The sequence below is a fragment of the Novipirellula herctigrandis genome (genome assembly GCA_007859835.1).
Taxonomy (GTDB): domain Bacteria; phylum Planctomycetota; class Planctomycetia; order Pirellulales; family Pirellulaceae; genus Novipirellula_A; species Novipirellula_A herctigrandis.
This window is the reverse complement of sequence record SJPJ01000001.1, coordinates 7,616,985-7,634,794: the sequence shown is the minus strand read 5'-3', so window position 1 is coordinate 7,634,794 and position 17,810 is coordinate 7,616,985. Positions and strand designations below refer to the sequence as shown.

The following is a 17,810-nucleotide window of genomic DNA, read 5'->3' as shown; positions in this document are numbered from 1 at the left end:
GTTTTGACTTGCAACTCCTGGTTGATCCTGAGGGCTCCGCTGTGCAACCACTCAGACACGCGAGCTCAGAAGGAACTCGATGGATTTCTTGATGGATTTACAGAAAAAGCGGATTCGCAGAGAAAGCCTTGCCAAGGACATTCCTGGTTTCATCCATACCCGATTTCGTCGGACTGGTTTCGCGAAGTGGCCAAAGCCCTTAACATCTTTAGCACTGTGATAACCTGTTTCGAATCGGCCTCTTAGGAATCGGTCGCCGGATCATGGCGTCCCTTAATTCAATGTCCAAACGCGTCTTGTTTGTTTGTATGGGAAACATCTGCCGATCGCCTGCGGGCGAAGCGGTAATGAAACGCTTTGCTCAAGAGTATGAAATTGACGTCGAAGTCGATTCGGCGGGCACGCACGGCTACCATATTGGCAAAGCGCCGGATTCGCGGATGTGCGATGCGGCCGAGTCCCGTGGCTATGAATTAACCAGCCGAGCGAGGCAGGTCACTGCACAAGATTTGGAACCTGGGCAATTCGATTTGGTTTTAGCGATGGATGCGGACAACCACGCGGATCTGCATCGATTGGCGAAAAGTTCGAAATTGCACATCCGCATGTTTGGGGACTATCTTGACGATAACTGGCCCAAGGATGTACCCGACCCATACTATGGTGGCGAAGAGGGCTTCTCGGACGTGCTCGACATGCTCGAAGAAGGTTGCCCTTTGATCCTACAAACGCTGGCGGGCGAGGATATTTTCCAGGACGATTTTGATGATTGAGAGACTATGCGAATCCTTTTTTTGGGCGACCTCGTTGGCAAGCCTGGTTACACAGCGATGCACCAGCAAGCCCAAATTTTGCGCAAAGAATTATCTCTTGATGCATTAGTTGTTAACGCCGAGAACGCGGCCGACGGATCGGGATTGACCAATCGCCAATTTCGGCGACTTATCGATTCAGGCATCGACGCGATCACGATGGGCGACCACATTTATCGTCAGTGGGAATTGGCCAAAACCCTTCGCAGTAGCGACAAGATCGTGAAACCTGCGAATTTCCCTGCCGATTCGCCTGGGCGATGTTGGACGATCGTACCGACCAGCGACGGCGGATCGCTAGCAGTGGTCTCGCTACTTGGACGCGTCTTTATGCGGCCCGTCGACTGTCCGTTCCAAGCGATCGATCGAGCGCTTGACGAGATCGGCGATCAAACCCAACATATTTTGGTTGACATTCATGCCGAAGCAACAAGCGATAAACAAGTGATCGGCCGCTATCTTGATGGTCGCGTTTCCGCAGTCATCGGAACGCACACGCATGTGCCGACTGCCGACGGATGTATTTTTCCTGGTGGAACAGCGTTCCAATGTGACGTCGGAATGTCGGGAGCGTACGAGAGTATCATTGGACGCGATATCGAACGAGTGACTTTGACAACGCGAACAGCCGAGCCGACCCATTTCAATGTCGCGACAAGAGATGTTCGGTTGTGTGGCGCAATCGTTGATATCGACAGCGAGGGTCAAGCAATCTCGATCGAACGATTCGAAAAACGGATCAAGAAATCACACTCTTAACGTTTGCGTATTCAATGCTTGCTCGCTGCTGCCCCATGTTTGCCTTTTTGCTTTTGTCGGAAATTACTGCGCGACTTAACGGCTCGTTCGGCTTGCCGATGCTGTTGCTTCGGGTTTTCGTACCGTTGGCATTAATCGTCTATTTCTATCGGCGTGGCGAATACGGGGAATTGCATTTCCGTTTTTCACGCATGTTGCTGGTGGACGCATTGCTTGGGATTGTGCTTGCCGCGACGTGGATCGCGCCTTTTGTTATTTTCCCTTCCATGCGGCCCACCGGCGAGGGCATTGCTTTTGATCCTGCGCTGGCAGGCGTGTCGGCGATTCCTTTGGTTTGCTCGCTACGAATGATTGGCTATGCGTTTGTGACACCAGTCATGGAAGAGTTGTTTATGCGTAGTTTCCTGATTCGCTTTGTTGATGTGTTCGATACAGGAGACGATTTCCGCAGTATCAAGATCGGAACTTTTTCGTGGCAAAGCTTTCTGGTCGTCGTCGCTGTTTTCCTAGCAACGCACACACTATGGGAAGCCCCGGTCATGCTTCCTTGGGCAGTGATAACAACACTATGGTTCTATTACCGCAAAGATCTGCTCGCGGTCATCCTCGTCCACGCGGCAACAAACGCGGCAATCCTTCTCTCCGCAATTTTCTTAAGCAACACGTTCAATAGCGGCAGCGGGGAGCCGTTGTCATTATGGTTCTTTGTGTAGTGACAATCATCGCCAAGTAATCCATAATTCGTTCGCTATGAAAAATTCCATCGTCGTCGCTGCGCTCTACCGATTTATTCGATTACCGGACTTTGAAAACCTCAAATCGCCGATACTCGAAACCATGATTGCTGCGCAGGTGCGTGGCACGCTACTACTAGCAAGTGAGGGGATCAACGGCACCATCGCGGGAACTCGCCAAGGCGTCGACGCGGTGATTGCTTATCTGAAACAAGACGCTCGTTTTGCTGACCTTGAAGTGAAAGAATCATTGTGTGACACCACACCCTTTAAGCGGTCTCGCGTTCGACTCAAAAAAGAGATTGTCACGCTTGGAGTCGAGGGGATTGACCCGAACGATTCGGTAGGAACTTATGTAGCCCCAGAGAATTGGAACGACTTGATTTCGGATCCCGACGTGGTCGTGATCGACACACGCAATAAGTACGAAGTAGCGATCGGAACCTTCCAAGGGGCGACCAACCCGGAAACGGACACATTTCGCGAATTCCCGAAATTCGTCGATGAAAACTTGGACCCGAAAAAACACCCCAAAGTCGCAATGTTTTGCACCGGAGGGATTCGTTGCGAAAAGTCGACGGCTCTGTTAAAGAAGCGAGGCTTTAAAGAGGTATACCACCTTCGCGGCGGCATTTTGAAATACCTCGAAACCGTTCCCAGCGAACAATCAAAGTGGAACGGTGATTGCTTCGTCTTTGACCAACGGGTCGCGGTTTCGCATGGATTGCAGGTTGCGGACCATTTGATGTGCTTTGCTTGCGGTTGGCCAGTCGACCAAGAGGCTCGACAGCATCCAGACTATGTCGCGGGGATTCATTGCCCGCATTGCGTCGATACGATCAGCGATGATCAGAAAAAGCGATTTGCCGAGCGGCAACGCCAGTTGGACCAGGCAGCGAACGATTCGCAGACCTAACATCGTTTGGTGATTCGCACACTATTACGTGCACAACGGCGTGAAAACACCTATTCTCGATCGATTGGTTTGCACCCAATCGGTAGATCACGGCTTTTATGATACAATTTCAAGATTAGGGCAGAGGGAAACACAATGGTAAACTCCAAACCGAGCGACCCGCCCTGTTTTGTATCCACGACTTACGAGGAAAATTGATGGCGGATTCGGAAACGGAAAACAAAGCGAACGAGGCTGAGCAAACACCCGAGGAAGCGGTACAGCCACTGACGCTTGCGGATATCAAGGCATCCCCCGAGGATATGGACGAAGACGGCTTTGTTAGCCTTTGGAATATTGCGTCTCATACTTGTGACCAAGACATCGTTCAAGCTCGTGAATTGGCGTCGAAGCTGCTTTGCTTTCTTTGCAAGAAGAACTGCGATTTCGTTGTCACTAGCAGCACGAATGCTCAGTACCTCGACGAGTGGTTCGAACGCGATACAAAGATCTTGTACGACTGGAAACCTGGAAGTGAGTTGGTTGACGTGGTTGCGCAGCATGCCGAGGTGCCTTACGAGCCATTCCGATCGTTTTTGACCAACCAAAAGTTTGTTCCGACGACCGCAAAGTACACCGCTACGCGAAACGCTCGAGTAGAGTGGTTCCAACAAATGTGGTGCGTGGGCTAAGGACCAGAAATTGGTTTCGTGAACCGGAGCAAGTTGGCACAAGTCGGTGCTAATGCAAAATGAATGACATGCCCACCAACAACGGTTCCGAGAGGACAAATTCCCCCGAAACACTAGGTCCCCCGCCAGTCGAAAATAGCTCAAAGGGGTGCTGCCTTTATGGATGCCTTGGCGTAGTACTCTTCTGCATCGGTACGGTGGTTTGTGGAGGTGTAGGAACGTTTTGGTTTCTTTCTAGCCAAGTCGAAAAGTACACGGCCAACAAGCCTTCAAAGTTGCCAACGGTTGTGTATGCCCCCGAGGAAATTACGAAACTCGAGACCGAAATCGAATCGTTTACCGAATCGATTGAAAATGAAGCCCCCACCCCGAAGAGTCTTGTGCTTTCGGCGGACGACATCAATGCGTTAATCAGCCGGAACAAAGATCTGCGAGGCAAAGTTCACGTCGAAATCGCCGATGGCAACATCAGCGGGGATGTCAGTGTCCCGACCGACGCGATCCCCGGCGGCAAAGGGCGTTTCTTTAACGCCAAAGCGTCGTTTGATGTGTCGTTTGAAAACGGAGTACTGATCGTCACATTGGCTGCAGCCACAGTTCAAGACAAACCTGTGCCGAATCATATCATTGAGGCAATGTCAGAGGAGAACTTGGCCAAAGATCTCTACAATGATCCCAAAGCGGCGAAATGGATCAGCCGGTTTGAAAGCCTTCGCATCGAAGAGGACAAAATCATCCTGACGCCACATGCCCCGAAAACGTCTGATGATCCGGAACAGCCGAGCGAGGAAACCAACGCGGAATCCAGCGAGGAACTCACAGCAGAAGCCGAAGCGATTGATTTGTAACCCGTTAATCCGCGTGGCCTTGCTTTATGGCCCTTGCTTGACGGATGCTCGCTTGACGGATGCTCGCTTAACGGATGCTCGCTTAACGGATGCTCGCTTAACGGATGCTCGCTTAACGGATGCTCGCTTAACGGATGCTCGCTTAACGGGCCCTCGCTTTACGGGCCCTCCGTTAACGAAGCGATTCCAGCGGTGACAAGCGAATCGATTTCATCCTGAGCCTGTTGGATCGCTTCCTTCTGTGCAGGAGACACAGGCACGCGTCCGCTTCCCAGATCCCAACCGCGTGATCGCGCACCGCCACGAAACCCTTCGGGAAATTCGCCGACACCGAGCATGGTGTCAAACAGCGGAAGAAGCCGGTACTGCAACCGTATCGCGTATTCAATATCGCCTGCTTTCACTGCCCGATGGATGGCGCGGGTCAATTCTGGCACCACGCCACTCGACGCGTTGGTCCCTCCGTCAACACCGGCGATAAGCATCAAGGCCAACGATGAATCCCATCCCGTCAAAAAGGAAAAGTCGTCTCGTATCGGGCGGATCGCTGACATCATTCGCATCATCCAAGCAATGTCGCCGGTGCTGTCTTTGATGCCAATCACTCGCGGACACTCCGACGCAAGCCGGATAACGGTCGGCAAATCGATTGGCGAAGCAAATAGCGGAATGTTGTAAAGTGTCACGTCAACGGAGACCGAATCGGCAATCTCGCGATAATACGCGTAAACCCCTTCGCTGCTGAGCCGGTAATAGAATGGCGCAACGATGGCCACCGCGCGAACTCCCATTTCACCGTAAGCATCACACGCAGCGATCGTCTCCTTTACGTTCTCTTCCGCGGCTCCCGCCAAAACGGGAACGCGGCCAGCTGTCTGATCCACGACGATCCTTACGATGCGGCGGCGTTCCTCGGGATTGAATCGAACGAACTCACCCGTACTGCCGTTGGGATAGAGCCCGTCGACGCCGCGCTCGATCAGCCAATCGATATACTCTCGCAACCGGTCTTCATCTACACGGTCATTGGAGTCAACGGGCGTTAAATGGGGCGTCAGAATTCCGGTGATGCGATTCATATTATCATTTGGTTGGCCCGCCACGGAATGACTCACTCAAGAGTTGATGCAGAGCAACGACAGGTTGATAACCACGTCGATGCCCAACCACCTTGCCTTCGGGTGCTCCAATCAGCGTGGTCGGATAAGTATCTACTTTAATGCGTCTTAGCGTGGCTTCATTTTGCTCCGGTGTCAAATGAATCGCGACAAAATCGCGGCCAAGTCGTTGCCGGATCGACGAATCGCACCAAGTATCCCGCTGCATCGCCTCGCAATAAGAACAATTGTCACTCGAAATATAGATCACCATGGGCACATTTCGACGAACCGACTCACGCCATCCAGCTCGAAAATCCCGAAACCACGAGACTTTTGCCGTCTCTCCATTTGGCGAATTTGTAGCTGAGGCACGCGATGTCACATTGTGGACTCCAGCAAACACCGAGGTCTCGCCTTGGGCAATATCCGCATCGAAAAGACAACTAAAAATACACACCAAAAACGCGGTGACGACCACGGGGGACACCGAAATCCACTTCGCTGAGTGAATTTGAAAAATAGCAACTCTTTCCATGATAAGAATCGTCTCCTGAGAATAGCAAAACGCTAAATCTAGGTGGGAAAAACAGGGGTACCAGTCACAACCAAAGCCATTCATCAACACGCGTAAGCAGCCTAAATGGCGGCTCCGCCATAAGCAAATGTCTAAATGGGCGCACTGCGCAAGAAATGCAAGAAAAACAGAATGCGGTATTCAGGTCAATCACTGAGCGGTTGTTTCGTACCCTTGAAGCCACCACTCCACTAAGCCACCGGTAAACCACTAGCGGCTGATGCCAACACCGATTCACAACGATCAACATGCGTGAGGCTCCCCCCCCCACCGTTCGCCACCGTTCGCCACCGTTCGCCACCGTTCGCCACCGTTCGCCACCGTTCGCCACCGTTCGCCACCGTTCGCCCAGCCGTGACTTGATGATGCCCACACGCCCCAAACCAGTCACGTGTTTTTATTGAGCGCGCAAACAGTGAAGTCTCACCCCCGACAACCAAGCTCTTAAATTCTTTGAATTGCATTTTTCTTCATGGGCCATTTCCAACTGCAAGGCGGCCACATTGGTTCTTCCACTGCCTGTTCCACAGTAGCACTATGCTTTATCATTCGGCCCCCACAATTTTTTTCATCTAAACGCGATGAGTTATGGCTTCTCTGTTTGTCGTTCGAGGACGTGACCAAGGAAAACACTTCCCACTGAGTGGCGAATGTGTCCGTATCGGACGTGATCATTCTAGCACCATACAATTGCTCGACACCGAAGCTTCGCGGTCACACGCCGAAATCCATATCGACCGTGCTGGACGGTGCGAATTGGTCGACATGAAGAGCAGCAACGGGACGCTTGTCAATGGCTCCCGTATCGATCGCCATCGTTTGGCGAGTGGCGACAGAATCGAGATTGGGGGTACGCTTCTGATTTTCACCAATACAGGAAAACCGAGTGCGATTGCCGCCGCGCACGGGGTCGACATTGTTTACCAGAGCCACCAAACCGACGGCAGCCGAATCGTCTCGTCGATCGCGCCACAATCGGGAACCTTTCGGAGCGGCCCTAACTTCGGCGGTGACAGTACCAATAAGGCTGCCCCGACACAGTCGGACGCTGACCGGTCCCTCGAAGTGATGTACCGAACCGCGATTGCAGTTGGACGGACCGACGACATTGGCCAATTACTTAATCGAATTTTGTGGCTCGTATTCGATTGGGTAGAAGCCGACCGTGGTTGCGTGATGCTTCGCGATAACGAATCAGGCCAATTTCAACCCGCAGCGCGGTGTGACCGCGAAGAGAGTGATCGGGCGGAGAACACGAACCAAGATTCTTCGTCGCGAAAAAATGAAGATGACAAACGCATTTCAATCAGCCGTACCATCTTGGACTATGTCCTTGAACAAAAAGAAGGGGTCCGTACGAGTGACGCGGGTGACGATGCACGCTTTGCTTCGGCCGCGTCGATCGTCACCGCGGGCGTCCGCGAGGCGATCTGCGTTCCACTGCAAGGACGCTACGATATCGTCGGTGCCCTATACGTCGATACTTACACCAACCCCAGCCAAATGATCGCTCGCGATTACGCATCCCGGTTTACCGACGACCACTTGCGTTTAATCACTGCAATCGGACATCAAGCGGCGTTGGCGATCGAAGACACGTTCTATTATTCGGCGCTTCTGCAAGGCGAACGTTTAGCCGCAATGGGCCAAACGATTGCGACACTATCGCATCACATCAAGAACATTTTGCAGGGAATCCGCGGTGGTAGTTACTTGATTGAAGCCGGGTTAAAACGAGATGACACGGACGCGGTTCGTCGTGGTTGGAGAATTGTCGATCGCAACCAAGATCGGATTTCGAACTTAGTCCTTGACATGTTGACCTTCTCAAAAGAACGCACGCCCCAACGGGTTGACGGGGATCTAAACGATACCGTCCGCGACGTGGTGGAGCTGATGCACCCGCGGGCGGAAGAGATGGAAGTGAAGCTTTGCTGGAAGCTCGCGGAAACGATGCCCGAAGCGTCGTTTGATCCCGATGCTTTTCATCGAGCGGTATTGAATTTAGTGACCAACGCAATCGATGCCACCAGTGAATATGCCAAAGCGATCGCGTTGGAACAGCAACCAGATGAGTCTGTCGGCGAAGACCGCTATGAAGCAACGATTGAGGTGCTTACTCAATTCGATTCAGTCGAGGGTTGGATCGTCGATGTGATTGACAATGGCCCGGGCGTACCCGAGGAAGATCGACAAAAGATTTTCTCACTGTTCGAATCGCGCAAAGGAGCTCGCGGGACTGGCTTGGGTTTGCCCGTAAGCGCAAAGATCATGGACGAACACGGCGGCAGCATCCAAGTTCTAACACCCCAATGTGGCCGCGGCAGTTGCTTCCGCCTGAGACTCCCGACGATGAGCACCGACACGGGCGAAACCATGTCCCGCTAGTCTTGCCAGTCCGACGGCTAAAACGAAAACGCCTCATTCCATTCATGGCCATTTTGGGGAAACGAACATCATGTCGATTTTGATGAATGCCTACTGCACGGTTCGAGATCCCATCGCCCTAACCTTTGACACCGAATCGCTGAGTTATCGTGACCGATCCGATCCTGAAGTGGGGGATCACTTAGATGGATTCATTGGTTTTATCATGGAGGGGGGCAAGCGAGAGATGACGCAATCGCTTTACGCGGTGATGCGGCATATCGAACGAGTGAAACATCATTTTTCGTTCGTTGTCAGCGAATCTCAATTGGAACAGGTAGCGGGTTGGGCATGGGAAAACAACGCAATCCTGTTCTATCCCGATTCTTCGGTACGTGATCCGGCAGGCAACGTCCTTGTCGATCCAACCACAGGCGAGCCAGACGAAGAGGCACAAATCCCGTATCCCCCAGATTCTCGAGAGCGCAAACTGCGGAGTGAAGTGATGCTCCGCAATCGTCTGATCGATACGCCGGATACTTTGCCACCGGTCGTCGGGGCATCGGAACTTGAGCTACGCGACGCCGACGAAGTAGCGTGGCGTACCTTGGCGTTGTTCATGGCAGCGGTACGAGCCGAATCGCTCGCTTCGGAAAACCCAATTCCTGTTGAAAAGCTCCGCGCAAAATCACCGATGGCCTTTGAAGCTCTGAGTCCTGCCGAAGCTGCATTTCTTGGCACCGAGTCGCCTAATCCCCAAACGGTATTTAACTTTGTTTGGCGCTACGAGGCGTTGTTTACCTTGCAGTGGGCGCTGGGGTTGCACAACGACATGCCGTTTGCAGACGCAATTTGCGATGTACCGCTGGTCGCTCAATTGCAAATTGCCCAACCCAATCGAGAACGAATCTCGAATGCGAAACTTCGCCCAGCGGGCGAGATACTCGACGCACTCGATTTGAATTACCGGTTGCTCTGGGCCGCACGTGAAGCACAGCAGCAAAAGCGTGAAGCCCCGGCATCGATCGATGGCGGAGTCTTGAGCGAGCGGCAACATGCACTCAATTGGTTAGTACAATTCCAAAACGCCGATTGGGACGAAATCGATATTCCATCGTAAACGATGCCGGTTGCGTCGGCGATCAAAGACGATCTTCTGAGCGGAAGTCAGTAATCAGATTGACGTCGGCTTGACGTTTTTGAAACGGAGGATGCTGCAAATGCGAAATCACAACCGTTTGAGCGTTCACTTGATTCGCACTTGGAACAACCGTCATCCCTGGCACCGATGCATCGATCCTGGCCACCATACGGGACGAGGATGGCGGCATCGATTCGGCACGCAACAGACGGCTCATCAATTCCGTTGTCTGCAACGGCAAATCACTCGGTACCTTCACTCTCCGATCACTCGAAAAACGCATCTTCGTCTTGGATCCTGCGGATACGGTACCGACTACTGCGACGGACGATTTGGATGCAGCATCACGTTCGACCACAATCGCCTCGAGAAACTCGTAATCGCTCTCGTTGATCAAGTCATCACCACTGCGGTAAATTCCTCCACCAAGGTCGACCACTTGTTCGGTGCGGACTAACTGCGTTTGATTACTGCCCACGGCAACCCCACTAAGCGAAGGCCCTTCCTCAAAGTCAGTGCGAAAGACCATGGTCGGCGCATCATTCGCTTTCGCTTTGTCGGGAATCACGTCCGCCACAGCATCGACCGTCTTGAATTGAAATTCGTACGTACTCGATAATGAATTATAGATCGCAACCATTCGCGACAAATGTGCACGAGGATAGTCCGCTTGCGTTTCAAGAATCGCAATCTCGGTTTGACTTCGCGCGAACCCAATGTCAAGCCTTGCCGTGTGCGCAACCCATACGGCGCCAACGATCGAAATCACCGGAACCGCCATCCACGCGTACTCCAACCGTCCGATCAAACGGAACAACAGATAGTTCAGCGGCACTAAAGCAATTAAATAGTAACCAAGCGACCAAATCACCAATCGAGAACGGGGGATTTCAATCCCCGATTCGCTGCGAAGAATTCGTTTGAAAATCTCACTTGCATCACTATAGCCCCCCCAGCCACTCGTACCGGTCACCGGGTCGGAGCGTGTGAATGGGTCCAGGTTGGAACGCACCGTCGTAGTTGCATCACGCTTCGTCTCATCACGCTTCGTCGCATCCGCATCCGCATCCGCATCCGGCGAGTAAATAAGGCTATCACGACTGAACAAGCGAAACTTCGAATTGATCGTCGGCACCGCATCGGCGATCCCTAAATCCGGATATTGGTGGGTCGGCATCTCCATTTCGGATGTAGCGATCAGCTTCCGGCGAGGCCGATCGAGCATCACCGCATTGAAGAAACTATCGAATGATTGCCAATTGGTGAACCAATCACTCGTCAAATCGAACCGCGACTGGACGACTCGACCTCGGCCAAGTTGTCGGCTCAGAATTAACCCGCCGGTACTCTCGATTGGCTTCGCATCTCTTGCAAGGGATCCGTCGATCGCAATGCGACCTGATTGGCTTCGAAGCAGCGCAATTTGTTTCTGCGTTGATCGATCCGAGGCAACCGACCAATTTGAGAGCAACTCGCTGCCCGCGTCGGAATCCAACTCGACGTTGCCTTTAGGATCCAAAGGCAAGACATCGTGCAAAGTCGAATTGGCGATCGCCTCTGATGCATCCGATCCATTAACGAGCAATTGGCCACCAAATCGAACCCAATCGTTGATTGCTTGAAATTGTCCGGGAGTTAACGCATCGGAGGAAATGTCATCCCACAGAACCACCGCCGTGCTAGTCCAATCAAGCATCGTTTCGGAGAGTGGCAATAATTCCCCGCTTTGAGGGATCACGATTCGATAGTTGGCCGACTGGTTATCAAACTCCAATTCCGAGCGAAATGGTTTCCGCCAATCAGCGACCTGCAATTTTGCGAACCGCTCGGGCCGCGTGGTCAAAATCACGAAGAAGTATTCTTCGTAGGACAACGTATCGAAAGGCTGGGAAAGGGTTTCATAGGTGCTTGATCGATCCGAAGCGACAAATGAACTTCGCAGTCGTGATCGAGCATTGGTCGTGCCTACCCGAGGAGCCAAGATGCGATAGTCAAATCGGCGACCTTGCCCTTTGGGCAAGGTGACAGGTCGAAGGTTGGCGACGCGACCTTGGATCGACTTGTTCGTATCATCACTCTCAACGTTTGCCCCGTCCGACGAGTCATTGATCGGTCTGCCGAACGATAGACCCGTCACCACATCGATATGACTTTCCAATTCGCCGCGGCGATCTTCCTTGTTGCTCTTGAGCGACTGAGATGCCGTGAACCAGTGGCCTGGTTTGATTGCGCCACCGATCACACCTTGATCGTCGGGAAACGTTTGTGCAGGCGCCGACGAAAAATCCTGTATCGGTATTTTGTTCTTCTCTTTTTCTGCATCAGCCGACTCATCGCGGCAACCTTGGCAACCAACGATCAGCGGAACACAGAGCAGAGCAAGCAGGAGAGTGAAACGCATAGAAAAGCGGTGACGGGGGAGCGTTCAGCGAAACCCTGTTAGCAGTCCAAACACGACCAGCTATCAGCTAAATGAGCTGATAGCTGACATCCAATATCTGACAGTATTTCTACCAGCCCATCACCATGTTCGATTCGATCGCTTTTCGCGCGTGTTCCAAATCGCTGCCGGTTTCCATGCGATAGAGGCGGATGGCATTGACTTTATCGCCAGAAGATCGGCTCAGGCATTCGCGAGCGATTGCACATGGGTCGGATGCGGTATTCGTCAACCCAAGTGCTCCCTTACTGATAACCCATGTATCACGTGGGCGTTTGGTTAACCGGGCGATCTCATCGCTTGGGTATGCCTCGGCGACGACCGCACGGGCTGCGTCCTCGTCTTCGGCCCACGTGATCAAAATGTGTGAATCGGTTTCAACCTCGAACAGTGGCATCGGAAAGCTCCTTAAGCAGAGTCGGCAATTCGGTGATGTGGTAGTGAATCCACCACACTGAGACAACTTAATGATACCGCTATTACAGCCCGATGCAAAGTTTAGGAGTCCAGTAACGACAGATTCTTACCCAGTTTTCTGCCTGCTCAATGGGAAGGCACGGTTTTGGTTGTTTTTGCCGGGGGGGGGTCTCAAGATTGTTGTATCCAAAGATCGTTTCCACCGCTGCGTGTGGCGAGCTCGCGTCTATCGACGGATCGCGTGTCCCTTGAGACACAGAAAGCCAAATGCCACGGCACATGCAGACAGAATTCCCCATTGGGTCACGTTCATATGGTTGAACCCATGTACGATTTCATGGATGCCATCACGAAACCATTCGGTGATCGAGAACGCGAAGAGTGATTCTTGGAACATGATGAACCTGTCGAACGGATGAGGGGCGGTATCGGGCTGTGGCTACCTATGGTCGATCAATACGACGCACGATGAAAAAAATCTCGACCAGGTTCCATCAAAGCCTAGGTTTGATCGACGAAAGAAAGACCAAGAAATTGTCATTCGCAACACGAAAATGTACTAAAACCCGCCCTTTTCCCTTGCAACCGGCACAATCGCACCCCAAGTCACCAAGTTCAAAAAAGTTCTTTGCAAAGGTGACTTGCAGCGATAACCGTGACCGATATAATCTGCCTCACAACAACAGTGATCGCCATCGAAATGGCATCACAGTTAGAAAAGAAAGTGCTCCAAGCCATCTTCTTTTTCCCCAAGTTGCTGACGGTACATCCGACAGCCCCACGGATAGGAAAAATGACAATCAAATGGCGCGGTAGCTCAATTGGTTAGAGCCCCGGACTGTCGATCCGGAGGTTGCGGGTTCGAGTCCCGTCCGCGTCGCTTTCTTTCGTCTTTCCTAATTTGCAGTATCGATTCGATACTTGCCAAATTCTTCTAGGCACGTTTTTGAGTGTGCATGATAGGAATTTTCCGCCCCCTCAGCATCTTGGGGGCGCAGTCGCAGCTCAGGGCCAGTGTATCTTCACTACGACTCGCGACGCAGCCAAGGTTGGACCTATTCCTCGACCGACAGCCATTGCACCGCATCAACAATGACGTGACCGTCTGCGTCTGTATTACTGATGATGACAAAGCTTTGTTGGGAACATTCGAATTTCCCCAGGCTTATCCATTGATTTTGGATCGGTGGTGATTTTCGCTGGTTTATGCTTTTGGTAACCAGACCCGCTGTCGATTCGATCGACACCGAAACATTGGTCGCTCGATTCTCATGCACTGAATAGGCAACCCGAATTTCGTATCTGCCCGTCTTCGGTAACTTGGCTTTAAACGCCGCAGTCATGTTTTGATGACTGTGTCCATCGTGAGCATAGCCAACACCTATGTACGGCCGCGTCGACGAAGAGTGCTGCCAATCGCCCGTCAATTCTGCTTCCGAGTCATCGACAACGAAGCCCGGCAAGTCCTCCGGCAGGTCAGATGCGAGATCGAGGATTTGTCCTTCCCTTTCTAGTTGAGCTTTCAATTGCTCATACGAGACTTCTTGCACCGCGATATTTTGATCAATCGCTATTCCCGCGGCAGCTGCAGCCGAGTGACCAAGGATCATGAAAACCGGCTCCATTCGAATGGAACCGAACGCGATATGACTGGACGAAGCGCAGATTGGCACCAACAAGTTTTCGCATTGGCCTTGTCTAGGAACCAGCGCCCCGTAAGCAATTTGATAGGGCCGATTGATACGAACTCCGATATCGCCTTCATTTTGAATAAAGCCATCGTCTTTGACATATCGCTGAACATTGTGTGAATCCAACGTGTAGGATCCCATCCCGATCGGCTCAGGAGTTTTTCGATTTCGAAAACAATCCGCTTCGGTCATCACATACTTGCCGACCATGCGTCTGGCTTCGCGAACGTAGATTTGATGAGGCCAACCGCCATTGTCGATGAACTCGTCATCAGCCAATCCCCACTCGTTGAATTCTTCTCGCACGTCGTCAGGAACTTCAGGATCATTGGCCAAGAAGTACATCAGGCCCTGTTGATAATTGACATGACGTTGAAGTATTCGCTTGCGTTGGTCGTATGATGCATCGGGATAGTCGTAGTTTTCACCAATGAAATCGGTGCTGAATGGTCCGTGATTATTTGTGTCCGTTTTATGATTAGGAATGGGATCAAACTTGCGAAACACATCACGCCAACCGGACTTCAGAACGCGTAAAAGCAACTGATAATCTTTGCGGTTGTAGTTTTCAGGTTTGGGGAACGGCAAGCGGTTGGCGGGCTGGTCGGTCAAACACATTCGATAACAGTAAGCCTGAACGCGATGATCTTCTTCGCCATAAGCGGCTGGCTTTTGGTCGCTGATGCCAAATAGCAGACCGCTGCTGGGATCATCGGGGATTTTGTAGGGGCTAATGGGATCTTTAAAGTGATGTCCGTGGTGCAAAACGCCGACTTGGCTACCATTCCACGCTTCGTTGTACGTCGAATTTGCTTCGCGTCCAACGTGATAGTCAACTCCGGCTGCCGCCATCAGATCGCCCTCGTAGGTGGCGTCGATGAAAACTTTGCCGATATAGTTTTCTCCGTTAGTCATCGTGATGGAAAGGATTTTCTGGGCTTCCATTTCAACGCCGTTTTCTCGATCGAGCCAACGGTCGCGATTGACCGGGATTTGAAATTCGGCCACAAAATCTGCAAAGACTTTTTCTGCAACGTGTGGTTCAAAAATCCACATGGTTCGTTGTTCCCCATCAATAGCCGCAGTCCCCTGCCCGCGGTTTCCGTACTCGTCTTGCTTTTGCCACTTCCATGTTTCCGGCTTTTGGTACTCCAGGAATACCCGATGATAGAATTCTCGGGACAAACCACCAATCGTCGCTTTGTTTCCCGTGTCAGTAAAGCCAAGTCCGCCAGCACTCAAACCACCCAAATGCTGATCGGGGCAAACAATCACAACGGACTTGCCCAACTTTTTCGCTTCCACCGCGCTGATGACTCCTGCGCTGGTGCCACCGTAGACGACAACATCGTACTGATGTGTGCTGGCTAAGACAGTTGGAAGTGTCAATGCAAAGGTAAAACAAGCAGTCAGGCAAGCGGTCAACATGACGGATGCGTGTCTCGCTACACTGGAAGAAAGTAGCATTGGCGGGTTCCTAGTGGTGTGATGGGTAGGGGCCCAGAGTATAACCATCTCGAATCCGTTTGTGAGCACGTCGGATGTGAAACTTGAAGATGATGTCGACACCATTGTCAACAAAGGTATGCCGACGAAGCCCTCGGGCCTCGCCAGCCCGGACAACTCATTGTGCAATTTTGAACAACCTATCGAAAAAGAGAAGAATTTTGAAATCCAATCACCGTCTTATTTCCGCATTGGGGCTCGCCCTGTGGACGATTGGCTCGGTAGTGGCCAACAATGCCTCGCGTCCGAATGTTGTGTTTTTCATCGCAGACGACATGCTACCGAAGCACTTCAACTGTCTGCCCCACGGCAAAGGGAAGAACCTAACGCCAAACATTGACCGGCTTGCCCGCGAGGGCACCGTGTTGACTCAGCAGCATGTCTGTTCCCCGATTTGCACCCCAAGCCGTTACAACGTGTTGACCGGTTTGTACGCAAGTCGCGCCAACAATGCATCATTCAAAGCAATCACCAAGCGGGAAGGCCAAACGATTGTCGAATTCAACACGCACATCATCAAAGGCGACACCACGCTGCAGGGATTGATGAAGAAGGCCGGATACGCCACTGGCATGGTCGGCAAAAATCATGTGGTCGAAGCAAAGGGATTGAGCCGATTTCCCGATTTTGATGCGAGTGCAAAAAGCTTGCACAACCAAGCCCAGCTAAAAGCAAATCACGATCATGTTTGTCAAGCGATTCGGCGAAGCGGATTTGATTTTGTTGACCGTGTCTACCACAACAATCCAGACTTTCTAGGGCTCCACGAAGTTGCCGTCCAGAACATGGATTGGATTACCGAGGGTGGAGTTGAGTTTATTGGCCAACCGCATGAGAATCCGTTCTTTCTCTATTTCGCGACCACCGTTCCCCACGGCCCAACGCAAAAGAATCGCTCTTGGAACGCAGATCCAAAGATCACGGCCATTGGATATTTAGACAACCCGCCCGTTGTCCAGCCTGCGCGGGATACGATCCCTCAACGATTGGCAGCGGCGGGATTTCCCGTTAATAACGACACGGCTAACATGCTTTGGCTCGATGATGCGGTGGGGGCGCTGATCGACAAGCTCGAAGAGACCGGCCAACTTGACAATACGGTTTTCTTTTTCTTCAGTGACCATGGCCAACGCGCCAAAGGAACACTTTATCAAGGAGGTGTGCACGACCCCAGCATCGTCTGGAAAAAGGGCGGATTCCCAGCCGGCGAGGAATGTGATTCGTTGCTATCCATCGTTGACTTTGCGCCGACGATACTCGATATCGCTGGAGTGGATTACTCCTCCGTTCCCTTTGACGGAAAAAGCTTTCTTCCTTCGCTCAACGGCCAAGAACAAGAGGCTGAACGGGTGCTTTACTTTGAACTTGGATATGCTCGCAGTATTCGCAAGGGCAATTGGAAGTACATGGCAATCCGCTATCCGGAGCATCTCGAAAACATGTCGATGGAGGAACGAGAAAAAGTGCTCGCAAAATGGAACGCCGAGAGACATCGCAAACATTTAGAAATCGTAACCGCAGACCCCACAGCCCCGTTCAGCCATCTAACGGCGATCCCTGGCGGCGGCCATGCCGAGAGCAAGTCGACCGGTTCCTATCCAGCCTACTTTGATCGAGATCAACTGTATGATTTGATGAAAGATCCCAACGAGCAGAACAATCTCGCCGATGCCCCGGAACATCGAATGAAGCTCGAAGAGATGCGGCATGAACTCAGCGAAATAATCGAGACTCTGCCCGGCCACTTCCCGCTGTAGGCACCAAGGCACACACGACCAACCCTTCGGACGTCTATCCCGGTATTTGCAAATGCTGTCTGCAAATACTGGTTGCA

At 52.0% G+C, this 17,810-nt stretch carries 15 protein-coding genes and 1 tRNA gene; 11 read left to right on the top strand and 5 right to left on the bottom strand.

Annotation, left to right across the window (positions count from 1 at the left end; all coding sequences use genetic code 11):
* Positions 1 to 281 precede the first annotated feature (281 nt).
* From CA13_RS27725 to CA13_RS35745, 7 genes are all read left to right on the top strand, one after another.
* Entirely contained in the window at positions 282 to 773 is a 492-nt protein-coding gene (locus tag CA13_RS27725) for a low molecular weight protein-tyrosine-phosphatase (RefSeq protein ID WP_146402239.1), read from the top strand.
* A gap of 6 nt (positions 774 to 779) precedes the next feature.
* The gene (locus CA13_RS27720; protein WP_146402237.1) at positions 780 to 1,571 is read left to right on the top strand and encodes a TIGR00282 family metallophosphoesterase; all 792 of its coding nucleotides are present in this window, start codon (positions 780 to 782) and stop codon (positions 1,569 to 1,571) included.
* A 35-nt stretch (positions 1,572 to 1,606) separates the two neighbouring features.
* Positions 1,607 to 2,284 carry a CAAX prenyl protease-related protein gene (locus CA13_RS27715; protein WP_419194916.1) on the top strand — a complete coding sequence of 226 codons (678 nt, stop codon included), beginning with the start codon at positions 1,607 to 1,609 and terminating at the stop codon, positions 2,282 to 2,284.
* A gap of 37 nt (positions 2,285 to 2,321) precedes the next feature.
* Positions 2,322 to 3,221 carry an oxygen-dependent tRNA uridine(34) hydroxylase TrhO gene (gene trhO / locus CA13_RS27710; protein WP_146402233.1) on the top strand — a complete coding sequence of 300 codons (900 nt, stop codon included), beginning with the start codon at positions 2,322 to 2,324 and terminating at the stop codon, positions 3,219 to 3,221.
* Positions 3,222 to 3,418: 197 nt separating this feature from the next.
* Positions 3,419 to 3,892 carry a hypothetical protein gene (locus CA13_RS27705; protein ID WP_419194915.1) on the top strand — a complete coding sequence of 158 codons (474 nt, stop codon included), beginning with the start codon at positions 3,419 to 3,421 and terminating at the stop codon, positions 3,890 to 3,892.
* 68 nt (positions 3,893 to 3,960) lie between these two features.
* Positions 3,961 to 4,740 (top strand): hypothetical protein, encoded by a 780-nt coding sequence (locus CA13_RS27700; RefSeq protein WP_146402232.1) that lies wholly within the window; start codon positions 3,961 to 3,963, stop codon positions 4,738 to 4,740.
* Between the two features lie 33 nt (positions 4,741 to 4,773).
* On the top strand, positions 4,774 to 4,959 hold the full coding sequence (locus CA13_RS35745; RefSeq protein WP_419194914.1) for a Cys-every-fifth RiPP peptide CefA: 186 nt from the start codon (positions 4,774 to 4,776) through the stop codon (positions 4,957 to 4,959).
* Here the strand turns inward: CA13_RS35745 and CA13_RS27690 are convergent.
* Both CA13_RS27690 and CA13_RS27685 read right to left on the bottom strand, forming a co-directional pair.
* Positions 4,899 to 5,819: a dihydrodipicolinate synthase family protein gene (locus CA13_RS27690; RefSeq protein ID WP_146402231.1), complete on the bottom strand. Its 921-nt coding sequence runs from the start codon at positions 5,817 to 5,819 to the stop codon at positions 4,899 to 4,901. The genes CA13_RS35745 and CA13_RS27690 overlap by 61 nt on opposite strands.
* A 4-nt stretch (positions 5,820 to 5,823) precedes the next feature.
* On the bottom strand, positions 5,824 to 6,375 hold the full coding sequence (locus CA13_RS27685) for a thioredoxin fold domain-containing protein (RefSeq protein WP_146402229.1): 552 nt from the start codon (positions 6,373 to 6,375) through the stop codon (positions 5,824 to 5,826).
* A gap of 627 nt (positions 6,376 to 7,002) precedes the next feature.
* Here CA13_RS27685 and CA13_RS27680 point away from each other — a divergent pair.
* Positions 7,003 to 8,802: an ATP-binding protein gene (locus CA13_RS27680; RefSeq protein WP_146402227.1), complete on the top strand. Its 1,800-nt coding sequence runs from the start codon at positions 7,003 to 7,005 to the stop codon at positions 8,800 to 8,802.
* Between the two features lie 70 nt (positions 8,803 to 8,872).
* On the top strand, positions 8,873 to 9,901 hold the full coding sequence (locus CA13_RS27675; protein ID WP_146402225.1) for a DUF4272 domain-containing protein: 1,029 nt from the start codon (positions 8,873 to 8,875) through the stop codon (positions 9,899 to 9,901).
* A 22-nt stretch (positions 9,902 to 9,923) separates the two neighbouring features.
* On the opposite strand, the gene CA13_RS27670 is transcribed toward CA13_RS27675, so the two are convergent.
* Entirely contained in the window at positions 9,924 to 12,323 is a 2,400-nt protein-coding gene (locus CA13_RS27670; protein WP_146402223.1) for a hypothetical protein, read from the bottom strand.
* A 109-nt stretch (positions 12,324 to 12,432) separates the two neighbouring features.
* A complete protein-coding gene (locus CA13_RS27665; protein WP_146402221.1) occupies positions 12,433 to 12,759 on the bottom strand; it encodes a DUF6793 family protein in 327 nt (108 codons plus the stop codon).
* 826 nt (positions 12,760 to 13,585) lie between these two features.
* On the opposite strand from CA13_RS27665, the gene CA13_RS27660 reads away from it, so the two are divergent.
* A tRNA-Asp gene (locus tag CA13_RS27660) sits at positions 13,586 to 13,659 on the top strand.
* Positions 13,660 to 13,834: 175 nt separating this feature from the next.
* On the opposite strand, the gene CA13_RS27655 is transcribed toward CA13_RS27660, so the two are convergent.
* A complete protein-coding gene (locus CA13_RS27655) occupies positions 13,835 to 15,937 on the bottom strand; it encodes an FAD-dependent oxidoreductase (RefSeq protein WP_419194913.1) in 2,103 nt (700 codons plus the stop codon).
* 200 nt (positions 15,938 to 16,137) lie between these two features.
* Between CA13_RS27655 and CA13_RS27650 the strand changes: the two genes are divergently transcribed.
* Positions 16,138 to 17,733, top strand: coding sequence for a sulfatase family protein (locus CA13_RS27650; protein ID WP_419194912.1), 1,596 nt, complete (start codon positions 16,138 to 16,140; stop codon positions 17,731 to 17,733).
* Positions 17,734 to 17,810 lie beyond the last annotated feature (77 nt).

Bases quoted from the DNA above. Each gene is read 5' to 3' on its own strand.
- CA13_RS27725 (WP_146402239.1), top strand. From the start codon at position 282: ATGTCCAAACGCGTCTTGTTTGTTTGTATGGGAAACATCTGCCGATCG.
- CA13_RS27720 (WP_146402237.1), top strand. From the start codon at position 780: ATGCGAATCCTTTTTTTGGGCGACCTCGTTGGCAAGCCTGGTTACACA.
- CA13_RS27715 (WP_419194916.1), top strand. From the start codon at position 1,607: ATGTTTGCCTTTTTGCTTTTGTCGGAAATTACTGCGCGACTTAACGGC.
- trhO (WP_146402233.1), top strand. From the start codon at position 2,322: ATGAAAAATTCCATCGTCGTCGCTGCGCTCTACCGATTTATTCGATTA.
- CA13_RS27705 (WP_419194915.1), top strand. From the start codon at position 3,419: ATGGCGGATTCGGAAACGGAAAACAAAGCGAACGAGGCTGAGCAAACA.
- CA13_RS27700 (WP_146402232.1), top strand. From the start codon at position 3,961: ATGCCCACCAACAACGGTTCCGAGAGGACAAATTCCCCCGAAACACTA.
- CA13_RS27690 (WP_146402231.1), bottom strand. From the start codon at position 5,819: ATGAATCGCATCACCGGAATTCTGACGCCCCATTTAACGCCCGTTGAC.
- CA13_RS27685 (WP_146402229.1), bottom strand. From the start codon at position 6,375: ATGGAAAGAGTTGCTATTTTTCAAATTCACTCAGCGAAGTGGATTTCG.
- CA13_RS27680 (WP_146402227.1), top strand. From the start codon at position 7,003: ATGGCTTCTCTGTTTGTCGTTCGAGGACGTGACCAAGGAAAACACTTC.
- CA13_RS27675 (WP_146402225.1), top strand. From the start codon at position 8,873: ATGTCGATTTTGATGAATGCCTACTGCACGGTTCGAGATCCCATCGCC.
- CA13_RS27670 (WP_146402223.1), bottom strand. From the start codon at position 12,323: ATGCGTTTCACTCTCCTGCTTGCTCTGCTCTGTGTTCCGCTGATCGTT.
- CA13_RS27665 (WP_146402221.1), bottom strand. From the start codon at position 12,759: ATGCCACTGTTCGAGGTTGAAACCGATTCACACATTTTGATCACGTGG.
- CA13_RS27655 (WP_419194913.1), bottom strand. From the start codon at position 15,937: ATGCTACTTTCTTCCAGTGTAGCGAGACACGCATCCGTCATGTTGACC.